We start from the raw sequence: 12,595 nt of genomic DNA on the forward strand, positions 1-12,595 counted from the left end.
AGGCGCGATGGGCTGGGGTCGCGACGGAGGTTGCTCCGCCGCGGCCCCGGCGGCAGCCTTAGAGGCCACGATCGAACTCCGCGAGAGCCTGAGAGGACGCGATCGAACTCGCCCGCTCGCACGACTGAGGTCTCGACCCGCCCGTCACGGCTTCGCAAGCTCAGCCGTGGGGCTCGCTCGACCTCTTCGGGTCGCGACCGAGCTCGCTTCGCTCGCTCGGTCGCGCCTCAGACGTTAAAGCCGAGGGCTCGCAGTTGCTCGCGGCCGTCGTCGGTGATCTTGTCCGGGCCCCACGGGGGCATCCAGACCCAGTTGATGGCGACGTCCTTGACCATGCCCTCCAGGGCGCTGTTGGTCTGGTCCTGGATGACGTCGGTCAGCGGACAGGCCGCCGAGGTGAGGGTCATGTCCAGCACGACGTTGGACTCCTGGTCGACGTGGACGCCGTAGACGAGGCCCAGGTCGACGACGTTGATGCCGAGCTCGGGGTCGACGACGTCCTTCATCGCCTCGGTCACGTCGTCGACGGACACCGACGCGCCCTCGGCGACGGTCACCGTCATCGTGTGGCCACCGACCGGGGCCTGGTCGTGCGCGTGGTCGTGACCGTGGTGCGCGTGGTCATGACTGTCGTGCCCGTGGTGACTGTGGTCGTGGGTGTGCTCGCTCATCACTTCTCCTCAGCGGCCGGGGAGCCCACCGACTGTGCGGTGGCGTCCTTCCAGGCCATCCAGCTCAGCAGGGCGCACTTCACGCGCGCGGGGAACTTGGCGACTCCGGCGAACGCGATGCCGTCCTCGAGGACCTCCTCGTCGGGCACGACGGTGCCCTTGCCCTGCATCAGGGTGAGGAACTCGCCGTGGATCGCCATCGCCTCGTCGAGCCGCTTGCCGACGACCAGGTCGTGCAGCACCGACGCGGAGGCCTGCGAGATCGAGCAGCCGACGGCGTCGTAGGAGACGTCGCTGACGACGCTCTCCTCGCCGTCCTGGGCGAGATGGACGCGCAGCGTGATCTCGTCGCCACAGGTCGGGTTGACGTGGTGCACCTCGGCGCTGTGGGCGTCGTCGGCGTCACCCCGCAGGCCCTTGCCGTGCGGGTTCTTGTAGTGGTCGAGGATGATCTCCTGGTAGAGCGCATCCAGGTCGGGTGACTGGGTCATCGCCTCATCCCAACTTGAAGTAGGAACGGGTGTATTCCAGGCCCTCGACGAGAGCGTCGATCTCCGCCGGCGTGGTGTAGAGGTAGGACGACATCCGCGTCGAGCTCTGCACGCCGAACCGGGCATGGGCCGGCCGCGCGCAGTGGTGGCCGGCGCGCACCGCGATGCCGCGCGAGTCCAGCACCTGCGCGACGTCATGCGGGTGGACGCCGGCGAGCTCGAAGGAGATCGCACCGCCGCGCGACGCGGCGTCCAGCGGGCCGAGGACACTCAGGCCCGGCACGCTCTGCAGCCCCTCCAGGGCGTACGCCGTGATGGCCTGCTCGTGCCGGTGGACGTTCTCCATCCCCAGGTGGCCCAGGTAGCTGACCGCGGCGCCGAGCCCGACGGCCTCGACGATCGGCGGGGTGCCGGCCTCGAACTTGTGCGGGATGCCGGCGTACGTCGAGCCCTCCATGCGGACGGTCTCGATCATCTCGCCGCCGCCGAGGAACGGCGGCAGCTGCTCCAGCACCTCACGCCGGCCCCAGAGCACGCCGATGCCGGTGGGGCCGACCACCTTGTGCCCGGTGAACGCCACGAGGTCGACCCCGGCGGCGGCCAGCGCCATGACGTCGACCGGCAGCTGCGGCGCGGCCTGGGAGGCGTCGACGACGACGAGCGCACCGACCGCCTTGGCCTTGGCGGCGATCTCGGCGACCGGGTTGATCGTGCCGAGCATGTTCGAGACCCAGGTCAGTGCGACGACCTTGGTCCGCTCGGTGATCAGGCCGTCGATGTTCGAGGTGTCGAGCCGGCCGTCCTCGGTGAGGCCGAACCAGCGCAGCCTCGCACCCGTGCGCTCGGTGAGCAGCTGCCACGGCACGATGTTGGAGTGGTGCTCCATCTCGGTGATGACGATGTCGCAGCCCTCGTCGACGGTGCCGACGCCCGCGGACCAGTCGCCACGGGCCCACGCCAGCGTCTGCGCCACCAGGTTGAGCGCCTCGGAGGCGTTCTTCGTGAAGATCACCTCGTCGCGGCTGGGCGCGTTGATGAAGCCGGCGACCAGGTCCCGGGCGTTCTCGAACGCCTCGGACGACTCCGCGCCGAGCTGGTGCATCGCCCGCGCGACGTTCGCGTTGTGCCGCTCGAGGTGGTCGACCATCGTGTCGATGACGATCTGCGGCTTCTGCGAGGTGTTCGCGCTGTCGAGGTAGACCAGCGGGACGCCTCCGGCGAGGGTGCGTTCGAGGATCGGGAAGTCCTTGCGGACCACCTCGAGCTCGGGAAGCAGTCCCGCCAGGCCGGACGTCGTGGCCATGGTCAGACCGCCGCGGCCTTCAGGAACCGGTCGTAGCCGTTGGACTCCAGCTCCTCGGCCAGCTCCGCGCCGCCCGACTCCGCGACCCGGCCGGCGACGAACACGTGCACCCGGTCGGGCTTCACGTAGCGCAGGATGCGGGTGTAGTGCGTGATGAGCAGGACGCCCTTGCCGTCGCGGGCACGGAAGTCGTTGATGCCCTCGGAGACGATCTTCAGCGCGTCGATGTCGAGGCCGGAGTCGATCTCGTCGAGCAGCGCGACCTTGGGGTCGAGCAGGTCGAGCTGGGCGATCTCGTGGCGCTTCTTCTCACCACCGGAGAAGCCCTCGTTGACCGAGCGCTGGGAGAAGGTCGGGTCGAGGTTCATCTTCTGCATCGCGCCGTTGACGTCCTTGACCCAGGTGCGCAGCTTCGGGGCCTCGCCGGCGAGCGCCGTCTTCGCGGTCCGCAGGAAGTTCGAGACCGAGACGCCGGGGACCTCGACGGGGTACTGCATCGCGAGGAAGAGGCCGGCGCGGGCGCGCTCGTCGACGCCCATCGCCAGCACGTCCTCGCCGTCGAGGGTCACGGTGCCGCCGGTGATGGTGTACTTCGGGTGCCCGGCGATCGAGTAGGCGAGCGTCGACTTGCCCGAGCCGTTGGGGCCCATGATCGCGTGGGTCTCGCCGTCGCCGATCGTCAGCGTGACGCCCTTGAGGATCTCCTTGGGACCGTCCTCGGTCTCCACGGAGACCTTGAGGTCCTTGATCTCGAGGGTGCTCATGTCTGGGGAACTCCGTTCAGGGTGGTACAGGTCAGCGGGTGGATGGCGCTCAGGCCTTGAGGACGTTCTTGGCCAGCTCGGCCTCGACGGTCGAGGTCAGCTTCTCCTCGAGCTCCGGTACGCCGATCTGGCGGATCAGGTCGTTGAAGAAGCCGTGCACGACCAGGCGGCGGGCCTCGTCCTCCGGGATCCCTCGGGACTGCAGGTAGAACAGCTGGGTGTCGTCGAAGCGGCCGGTCGCCGACGCGTGGCCGGCGCCCTCGATCTCGCCCGTCTCGATCTCCAGGTTCGGCACCGAGTCGGCCTGGCAGCCGTCGGTGAGCACCAGGTTGCGGTTCTCCTCGTAGGTCTCGATGCCCTCGGCGACCTTGCGGATCAGCACGTTCCCGATCCACACGGTGTGGGCGCCGTCGCCCTGCAGCGCGCCCTTGTAGACGACGTTGGACTTCGTCTTCGGTGCAGTGTGGTCGACGAACAGCCGGTGCTCGATGTGCTGGCCGGCGTCCGCGAAGTAGAGGCCGAGCATCTCGACCGAGCCGCCCGGCCCGGCGTACTCCGCGGTGGTGTCGTTGCGGACGACGTCGCCCCCGAAGGTGATGTCGATGTGCTTGAACTCCGCGTCGCGGCCGACCTTGACGTGCTTGTGGCCGACCCGCACGGCGTCGTCGGCCCAGTCGTCGATGCTGACGACGGTCAGCTGGGCGCCGTCGCCGACCACGATCTCCACGTTGTCGGCCAGCGTCGCGCTGCCCGTGAAGGTGAACACCACGGTGGCCTTCGAGAACGGCTCCGCGGTCAGCACGACGTGCGCGGCGGCCGCGTCGAGGCCGGTGCCGGCGACCGCGACGTAGACCGGCCGGTCCACGACCGTGTCGGACGCGATGGTGATCGTCGAGGTCTCGGCGGCCTCGGCGAGCGCCCGCGCGGCGATCCGGTCGGTCGGGAGGTAGCCGCTGACGCCCTTGAGCGCGGCGTCGCGGACCCGCTCGGTCCGGACGCCGTCGGGGACGTCGTACGTCACGTCGAGGGCACCGGTGAAGGCGGCGTCGGTGTCGACGCCGCGCAGCCGCTTGAGCGGGGTGAACCGCCAGATCTCCTCGCGGCCGGTCGGCACCGGGTGGTCCGCGATGTCGAACGAGCCCTCGGGGTGGAGGTGCGACTCCACCTTCTCGAGCTCGAGCACCTCACGCACCGAGTCCAGCGCGTTGTCAACGGCCGTCATCCGACAGCACCCTCCATCTGCAGTTCGATCAGGCGGTTGAGCTCCAGGGCGTACTCCATCGGGAGCTCCTTGGCGATGGGCTCGACGAAGCCGCGGACGATCATGGCCATCGCCTCGTCCTCGGCCATGCCGCGGCTCATCAGGTAGAACAGCTGGTCGTCGGAGACCTTCGAGACACTCGCCTCGTGACCCATGGACACGTCGTCCTCGCGGATGTCGACGTACGGGTAGGTGTCCGAGCGGCTGATCTGGTCGACCAGCAGCGCGTCGCACAGCACGTTGGACTTCGAGCCGTGGGCGCCCTCGTTGACCTGGATCAGCCCGCGGTACGACGTCCGGCCGCCGCCACGCGCCACCGACTTGCTCAGGATCGAGCTGGAGGTGTGCGGCGCGGCGTGCACCATCTTGGCGCCGGCGTCCTGGTGCTGGCCCTCGCCGGCGAAGGCGATGGAGAGCGTCTCGCCCTTGGCGTGCTCGCCCATCAGGTAGACGGCGGGGTACTTCATCGTGACCTTGGAGCCGATGTTGCCGTCGACCCACTCCATGGTGGCGCCGGCCTCGCACACGGCGCGCTTGGTCACCAGGTTGTAGACGTTGTTCGACCAGTTCTGGATGGTCGTGTAGCGGCAGCGGCCGCCCTTCTTCACGATGATCTCGACGACCGCGGAGTGCAGCGAGTCGGAGCTGTAGATCGGCGCGGTGCAGCCCTCGACGTAGTGCACGTAGGCGTCCTCGTCGACGATGATCAGCGTGCGCTCGAACTGGCCCATGTTCTCGGTGTTGATGCGGAAATAGGCCTGGAGCGGGATGTCCACGTGGACGCCCTTGGGCACGTAGATGAACGACCCGCCCGACCACACCGAGGTGTTGAGCGCGGCGAACTTGTTGTCGCCGACCGGGATGACGGTGCCGAAGTACTCCTTGAAGAGCTCCTCGTGCTCCTTCAGCGCGGTGTCGGTGTCGAGGAACAGCACGCCCTGGGCCTCGAGGTCCTCGCGGATCGAGTGGTAGACGACCTCGGACTCGTACTGCGCGGCGACGCCGGCGACCAGACGCTGCTTCTCGGCCTCCGGGATGCCGAGCTTGTCGTAGGTGTTCTTGATGTCCTCGGGCAGGTCGTCCCACGACGCGGCCTGCTTCTCGCTGGACCGCACGAAGTACTTGATGTTGTCGAAGTCGATCTCCGAGAGGTCCGAGCCCCAGGTCGGCATCGGCTTGCGGTGGAAGAGCTTGAGGCCCTTCAGGCGCAGGTCGAGCATCCACTGCGGCTCGTTCTTCTTCGCCGAGATGTCGCGCACGACGTCCTCGTTGAGGCCTCGCGTCGCGGCGGCGCCGGCGACGTCGGGGTCGGCCCAGCCGAACTCGTAGCGGCCGATGCCCTTCAGCTCGGGGTTGAGCTCTTCGATCGAGGTCATGAGGTGACCTGCTCCTTCTTCTGGTTCTCGTTGATCGAGCTTGTCGAGATCTTGGTGCTCGGGATGCAGGTGGTGCACACGCCGTCACCGTGCGCGATGGTCGCCAGCCGCTGGACGTGCGTGCCCAGGACCGCGCCGATCGCCTCGGTCTCCGCCTCGCACAGCTGCGGGAACTCGTGCGCGACGTGGGACACCGGGCAGTGCTGCTGGCACAGCTGCTCCCCCACGACCGGAAGCTCGCGGACGCTCGCGGCGTACCCCTCGTCGGTGAAGACCTGCGCCAGGACCTGCGCCGGGCTCTTCGAGGGATCGGCCGCCGCGACGACCGCGAACCTCTCCTTGATGAACGCCGCCCGACGGTGGGCGAATTCCCGTACGCCGGCGTCGCCGGCGGTCTCCCGCAGGAACCGCAGCGCGGAGACCGCGAGGTCGTCGTAGTGCTGGTCGAACCCCTCGCGACCGCGCTCGGTCAGCGCGAACACCTTCGCGGGGCGGCCCCGCCCACGGTGGGTCTGGTGCCGCGGCTCGCGCGCCTCGACCAGGCCCTCCTCCAGCAGCTGGTCGAGGTGACGGCGGACGGCCGCCGGGGTCAGGTCGAGCCGTTCGGCGAGCACCGCAGCGGTCGACGGACCGTCGAGGAGGATCGACCGAGCGACACGCTGGCGCGTGCGATCGGGTGCCTCGACGATTTTCACAACAACAGTGTGGCGATATTCGCGGACGCCGTTCAAGCAAGGTCACCCTTACCTGTCACGGGCATGAGACCCAGGCCACAGCCGGGCGACCCGATTCGGTGGCGCCTGCGCTCGTTCCTACACTTCTCGGGTGCCATCCCCTGCCGTCGAGGTCACCGACCTGGTGATGAGGTACGGCGCCAAGACCGCCGTCGACGGGCTGAGCCTCTCCGTGGCTCGGGAGAGCATCACCGCCGTCCTCGGCCCCAACGGCGCCGGCAAGACCACGACCCTCGAGACCTGTGAAGGCTACCGGCGCCCGCAGTCCGGGTCGGTCCGGGTGCTCGGGCTCGACCCGGTGCGCGACCGGGCCGCCCTGCTGCCGCGGATGGGCGTGATGCTGCAGGGCCAGGGCGCCTGGAGCGGCGTGCGCGCCATGGAGATGCTGCGCCACGTCGCCCGGCTGCATGCCCATCCGCTCGACATCGACCTGCTCTCGGAGCGGCTCGGTCTGGCCGAGTGCGGTCGCACCCCCTACCGCCGGCTCTCCGGCGGCCAGCAGCAGCGGCTCGGCCTCGCGATGGCGATCGTGGGCCGGCCCGAGATCGTGTTCGTGGACGAGCCGACCGCGGGGATGGACCCGCAGGCCCGGCGTACGACCTGGGAGCTGCTGCGTGAGCTGCGCGCCGACGGCGTGACCGTCGTGCTGACCACGCACTACCTCGAGGAGGCCGAGCAGCTGGCCGACGAGGTCCACATCATCGACCGCGGCCGGCTGGTCGCCTCCGGCACGCCCGTGGAGCTGACGCGCGGCTCAGCGGCGACGGCTCGGCTGGTCGTCGACCGCGAGCTCGGCACCGCGGCGGAGGCCGACCTGCGCGCCTCGGTCGCCAGCTGGGGCGAGCGCCACGGCGTCGGCGTGCAGTCGCTCACCTTCGGCTCCCGGACCCTCGAAGACGTCTTCCTCGAGCTCACCGGGCACGGCCTGGAGGAGGAGCCGGCATGACGAGCCCGACGACACCGACGAGCTCCGGCACGTTCGCCCCGCGCCCCGGCGGCGCGCCGCTGGGCAGGATGGTGCTCGCCCAGGCCGGCATGGAGGCGCGGCTGATGCTGCGCAACGGCGAGCAGCTGCTGCTGGCCCTGGTGATCCCGGTCATCGTGCTCCTCGCCGGAGTGAAGGGCGGTGCGCGCCTCGACCTCCACGACCTGGTCGGCGACCACCGGCTGGTCGACGTCTTCACCCCCGGCGTGCTCGCCCTGGCGATCATGTCGACGTCCTTCACCTCGCTGGCCATCGCCACGGGCTTCGAGCGGCGCTACGGCGTCATCAAGCGCCTCGGCTCCTCGCCGCTCCCCCGGCTCGGGCTGCTCGCCGGCAAGGTGCTGGCCCTGCTCGCCGTCGAGCTGGTGCAGCTGTTCGTCATCGGCGGCGTCGGGCAGCTGCTCGGCTGGACGCCACGCGCCGGTGCGCTGGGCTTCCTGCTCGCCATCGTGCTCGGCACGCTGGCCTTCGCCTCGCTCGGCCTGTTCGTGGCGGGTGTCCTGCGCGCCGAGGCCACGCTCGCCGCCGCGAACCTCATCTACCTGCTGCTCCTCGCCGGTGGCGCGGTCGTGCTGCCCGCCGGGGCGTACGGCGGCTTCGGGGACGTCGCCGGCTGGCTGCCCTCGGGTGCGCTGGGCGAGGCCGTCCGCACCGCCTTCCTCGACGGCGCGGTCGCCTGGCGCGACCTCGCCGTACTGCTCGGCTGGGCGCTGCTCGGCACTGTTCTGACCGCAAGGACCTTCAAGTGGGAATGACCCAGGCAAAGACGCAGACGGACCCGATCCCCGCCACGACCGAGCGGCTGCGCCGCTGGTTCCGCCGGGCCGCCGTCGCCAGCCTGGTCGCGAACATCGGCATCATCGTCACGGGAGGCGCCGTACGGCTCACGGACTCGGGCCTGGGCTGCCCGACCTGGCCGCGCTGCACCGAGGCGTCCTACACCCCGCACGGCGAGCTCGGCCTGCACGGCGCCATCGAGTTCGGCAACCGTCTGCTCACGTTCGTCGTCGCCGCCGTCGTGATCGCCTGCTGGGCGCTGGCGCTGGTGGTGCACCGCCGCGCCAAGGCCGCGAACGCCGACGCCGCGGACCGCCGGCCGCTGGTGCTGAGCACCCTCATCGCGCTCGGCGTACCCCTCCAGGCGGTCATCGGCGGCGTCACCGTCCTCACCGACCTCAACCCGTACGTCGTCGCCCTCCACCTGCTCGCCTCCATGGCGATCGTCGGGCTGTGCGTGTGGCTCATCGACCTGCTGGGGGGCCCCTCCCGCACGGCCGCGCCACCGGTGCTGCGGTGGCTCGCGATCGCGGTCTTCCTCGTCGGCTGGGTGGTGCTCTGGCTCGGCACCGTCGTCACCGGCTCGGGCCCGCACTCCGGCGATCTGGAGTCGCGTCGTACCGGCCTGGACCCCCGTCTGATGTCGCACGTCCACGCGTGGTCGGTCTACGCCCTGGTGGCCCTCACCGTCGCGCTGATCGTCCTCGCGCTGCGGGCCGAGCGCTCTGGCCGCTCCCAGCAGCAGCCGCTGCTCCCGGCAGCCGTCACGCTGCTCACCGTCGAGCTCGCTCAGGGTCTGATCGGCTTCGTGCAGTACTTCACCGACCTGCCCGAGCTCCTCGTCGGCCTCCACATGCTCGGCGCCGGCGTCACCGCCGCCGCCATCGCCTGGGTCCTGGTCCGCTCCCGCGCTCGTTGAAACCCGGGTTGGCGAGGGTTGAAACCCGGGTTGGCGAGGGTTGAGACCTGGGTTGGCGTGCGTTGAGACCCGGGTTGGCGAGAGTCACCCCTCAGGAACCCGACACTCACGCCTCGAGAACCCGCGACTCGACCCTCGAGAACCCGCGACTCGACGGGTCTAGCGTGAGATGAGCGGGTCGAGGGCGACCGCGACGAAGAGCAGCGAGAGGTAGAGGTTCGAGCTGTGGAACAGCCGCATCGGCTGGATCACGGAGAGGTCCTCGGTGCCCTTCGCTCGGGCGGCCAGCTTGTGGGCCTCGACGAGGAACACGGCACCGAGGACGATCGCGGCGAGCGGGTAGAACGCCCCGGTGTCGGCGACGGGCCACAGCACCAGCGAGGTCGCGACCATGACCCAGCTGTAGGCCACGATCTGGAGGCCGACGGCCCGGGCCGGCTTGACGACCGGGAGCATCGGGACGTCGACGTTCGCGTAGTCCTCGCGGTAGCGCAGCGCCAGCGCCCAGGTGTGCGGCGGTGTCCAGAAGAACACGACGAGGAAGAGCACGACCGGCACCCACGAGAGCTCGCCGGTCACCGCGGTCCAGCCGATCAGCGCCGGGAAGCAGCCGGCGATCCCGCCCCAGACGATGTTCTGGGTCGTACGCCGCTTGAGCAGCATCGTGTAGACGAAGACGTAGAACGCGTTCGCGGTCACGGACAGCACGGCCGAGAGCGGGTTCACGAACGCCCACAGGACGACCGTGGAGAGCACGCCGAGCACGGTGCCGAACACGAGCGCCGCCGCCGGCGAGACGATGTGGCGCGGCAGCGCGCGTCGGCGGGTGCGGCGCATCTGCTCGTCGATGTCGCGGTCGTAGACGCAGTTGAACACCGACGCCGATCCGGCGGAGAACGTGCCGCCGACGACCGTGGCGACCACGAGGCCGAGTCCGGGCACGCCGCGAGCGGCGAAGAACATGACCGGGACCGTGGTCAGCAGCAGCAGCTCGATGACCCGAGGCTTGGTCAGGCCGACGTACGCCGCCAGCACGTCCTTGGCCGTCGCCCGACCGGTCTCCTGTTGCAGGGCACCGGAGACCTGCTCGTCGACGTGGGACACGGTGTGAGTCTAACTCCGACGATGAGTAGGCTCGGAAACGCTGGCGCCCGTATCGAGAGGACAGTTGTGAGCATCACCCCCGACCTTGAGTGGAACGAACTCGACGACAGGGCGGTCGACACCGCCCGGGTCCTCGCGATGGACGCGGTCCAGAAGGTCGGCAACGGCCACCCCGGCACGGCGATGAGCCTGGCGCCGGCGGCGTACCTCCTGTTCCAGAAGGTGATGCGTCACGACCCCGCCGACCCGAACTGGATGGCGCGCGACCGCTTCGTCCTCAGCGCGGGCCACAGCTCCATCACGCTGTACACCCAGCTCTACCTCGGCGGCTTCGGCCTCGAGCTCGACGACCTCAAGAGCCTGCGCACCTGGGGCTCCAAGACGCCCGGTCACCCCGAGTTCGGCCACACCAGCGGCGTCGAGGTGACCACCGGCCCGCTCGGCCAGGGCATCTCCAACGCGGTCGGCATGGCGATGGCGGCCCGGCGTGAGCGTGGCCTGCTCGACCCCGAGGCACCCGAGGGCGCGTCGCTGTTCGACCACCACATCTACTGCATCGCCTCCGACGGCGACCTGGAGGAGGGCGTCAGCAGCGAGGCCTCCTCGATCGCCGGCACCCAGGAGCTGGGCAACCTCACCGTCATCTACGACGCCAACCGGATCTCGATCGAGGGCGACACCCACATCGCGTTCAACGAGGACGTCGCGAAGCGCTACGAGGCCTATGGCTGGCACGTGCAGACCGTCGACTGGACCGGCACCGACCACAACGACCTGGCCAACTACCACGAGGACGTGCCGGCGCTGTACGACGCGGTCGTCGCCGCCCGGGCGGTCACCGACAAGCCGTCGATCATCGTGCTGAAGACCGTCATCGCCTGGCCCGCGCCGAACGCCCAGAACACCGAGGCGGCCCACGGGTCCGCCCTCGGCGCCGAGGAGGTCGCGGCCACCAAGCGGATCCTCGGGTTCGACCCGGAGCAGGCCTTCGAGGTCCCCGACGACGTCATCACCCACACCCGCTCGCTGCTCGAGCGCGGCAAGGCCTGGGGCGCCGAGTGGGACAAGCAGTACGACGCCTGGGCGGCTGCCCATCCCGAGCGCGCCGCCCTGCTGAAGCGGATGAAGAGCCGGGCGCTGCCCGAGGGACTGGAGGCCGCGCTGCCGGTGTTCGAGGCCTCGGAGGAGGGTGTGGCGACCCGAGCGGCCTCCGGTCAGGTCATCAACGCGATGGCGCCGCTCATGCCCGAGCTGTGGGGCGGCTCGGCCGACCTGGCGGGCTCCAACAACACGACCATCAAGGGCGCGAAGTCCTTCCTGCCGAAGGACCGCTCGGTCGAGGAGTGGGAGGGCGACCCGTACGACGGCCGCGTGCTCCACTTCGGCATCCGTGAGCACGGCATGGGCGCGATCATGAACGGCATCGCCGTCCACGGCGGCACCCGCGTCTTCGGCGGCACGTTCCTGACGTTCTCCGACTACATGCGCGGCGCCGTGCGCGTCGCCGCGCTGATGCAGGCGCCGGTGGTCTACGTCTGGACCCACGACTCCATCGGCCTCGGCGAGGACGGTCCGACCCACCAGCCGGTCGAGCACCTCTGGGCGCTGCGCGCGATCCCCGGCCTCGACGTCGTGCGGCCGGCCGACGCCAACGAGACCGCCGCCGCGTGGCTGCAGATCCTCCAGCACACCGACCGCCCGGCCGGTCTGATCCTCAGCCGTCAGAACGTCCCGACGTTCCCGCGCGGGGAGCAGGGCTTCGCCACGACGGAGAACGTCGGCAAGGGCGGCTACGTCCTCGTCGAGGCCGACGGCGCTCAGCCGGACGTCATCCTCATCGGCACGGGCTCGGAGGTGCAGCTCGCCGTCGCCGCGCGCGAGCAGCTGAAGTCCGAGGGCATCAACGCCCGCGTCGTGTCGATGCCGTCCATCGAGTGGTTCGAGCAGCAGACCCAGGCCTACCGCGACCAGGTCCTGCCCCCGACGGTCAAGGCGCGGGTCAGCGTCGAGGCGGGGTTGCGGCTCGGCTGGCGGGAGTACGTCGGCGACGCCGGCCGGATGGTCAGCCTCGAGCACTTCGGCGCATCGGCGGACGGCGCCCGCATCTTCCGGGAGTTCGGCTTCACCCCCGAGGCGGTCGCGCAGGCCGCGAAGGACAGCATCGCAGCGGCCGGAGCCTGATTCTGGGTACCGGTAGTGTGGCAGCTTGG

Annotated in this window: 12 protein-coding genes; 4 read left to right on the forward strand and 8 right to left on the reverse strand. The window is 70.1% G+C overall.

The window, feature by feature from the left end:
• Positions 1-227 precede the first annotated feature (227 nt).
• The 7 genes from VGE38_RS15170 to VGE38_RS15200 form a co-directional block, all read right to left on the reverse strand.
• Positions 228-563 carry a metal-sulfur cluster assembly factor gene (locus tag VGE38_RS15170; RefSeq protein ID WP_331143456.1) on the reverse strand — a complete coding sequence of 112 codons (336 nt, stop codon included), beginning with the start codon at positions 561-563 and terminating at the stop codon, positions 228-230.
• A 107-nt stretch (positions 564-670) separates the two neighbouring features.
• A complete protein-coding gene (gene sufU, locus VGE38_RS15175; protein ID WP_331143390.1) occupies positions 671-1,162 on the reverse strand; it encodes a Fe-S cluster assembly sulfur transfer protein SufU in 492 nt (163 codons plus the stop codon).
• A gap of 4 nt (positions 1,163-1,166) precedes the next feature.
• Complete coding sequence (locus VGE38_RS15180; protein WP_414690970.1) at positions 1,167-2,465, reverse strand: cysteine desulfurase; 1,299 nt, start codon at positions 2,463-2,465, stop codon at positions 1,167-1,169.
• Between the two features lie 2 nt (positions 2,466-2,467).
• Positions 2,468-3,229, reverse strand: coding sequence for a Fe-S cluster assembly ATPase SufC (gene sufC, locus VGE38_RS15185; RefSeq protein ID WP_331143391.1), 762 nt, complete (start codon positions 3,227-3,229; stop codon positions 2,468-2,470).
• A 49-nt stretch (positions 3,230-3,278) separates the two neighbouring features.
• Positions 3,279-4,451 (reverse strand): Fe-S cluster assembly protein SufD, encoded by a 1,173-nt coding sequence (gene sufD / locus VGE38_RS15190; RefSeq protein ID WP_331143392.1) that lies wholly within the window; start codon positions 4,449-4,451, stop codon positions 3,279-3,281.
• A complete protein-coding gene (sufB, locus tag VGE38_RS15195) occupies positions 4,448-5,866 on the reverse strand; it encodes a Fe-S cluster assembly protein SufB (RefSeq protein ID WP_331143393.1) in 1,419 nt (472 codons plus the stop codon). The genes sufD and sufB overlap by 4 nt, the downstream gene beginning before the upstream one ends.
• On the reverse strand, positions 5,863-6,555 hold the full coding sequence (locus VGE38_RS15200) for a helix-turn-helix transcriptional regulator (protein WP_414690975.1): 693 nt from the start codon (positions 6,553-6,555) through the stop codon (positions 5,863-5,865). The genes sufB and VGE38_RS15200 overlap by 4 nt, the downstream gene beginning before the upstream one ends.
• A 136-nt stretch (positions 6,556-6,691) precedes the next feature.
• On the opposite strand from VGE38_RS15200, the gene VGE38_RS15205 reads away from it, so the two are divergent.
• The 3 genes from VGE38_RS15205 to VGE38_RS15215 are packed head-to-tail and all read left to right on the forward strand — an operon-like array spanning position 6,692 to position 9,281.
• Complete coding sequence (locus VGE38_RS15205; protein ID WP_331143395.1) at positions 6,692-7,546, forward strand: ABC transporter ATP-binding protein; 855 nt, start codon at positions 6,692-6,694, stop codon at positions 7,544-7,546.
• Complete coding sequence (locus tag VGE38_RS15210; RefSeq protein ID WP_331143396.1) at positions 7,543-8,340, forward strand: ABC transporter permease; 798 nt, start codon at positions 7,543-7,545, stop codon at positions 8,338-8,340. Before VGE38_RS15205 ends, VGE38_RS15210 begins: the two co-directional genes overlap by 4 nt.
• A complete protein-coding gene (locus VGE38_RS15215; RefSeq protein WP_331143397.1) occupies positions 8,337-9,281 on the forward strand; it encodes a COX15/CtaA family protein in 945 nt (314 codons plus the stop codon). The genes VGE38_RS15210 and VGE38_RS15215 overlap by 4 nt, the downstream gene beginning before the upstream one ends.
• Positions 9,282-9,440: 159 nt before the next feature.
• Here the strand turns inward: VGE38_RS15215 and VGE38_RS15220 are convergent, their stop codons facing one another.
• Positions 9,441-10,385: a heme o synthase gene (locus VGE38_RS15220; RefSeq protein WP_331143398.1), complete on the reverse strand. Its 945-nt coding sequence runs from the start codon at positions 10,383-10,385 to the stop codon at positions 9,441-9,443.
• A gap of 21 nt (positions 10,386-10,406) precedes the next feature.
• Between VGE38_RS15220 and tkt the strand changes: the two genes are divergently transcribed.
• Positions 10,407-12,566: a transketolase gene (gene tkt, locus VGE38_RS15225; RefSeq protein ID WP_331143399.1), complete on the forward strand. Its 2,160-nt coding sequence runs from the start codon at positions 10,407-10,409 to the stop codon at positions 12,564-12,566.
• Positions 12,567-12,595: the final 29 nt, after the last annotated feature.

It is taken from the genome of Nocardioides sp., from assembly GCF_036405735.1.
GTDB lineage: Bacteria > Actinomycetota > Actinomycetes > Propionibacteriales > Nocardioidaceae > Nocardioides.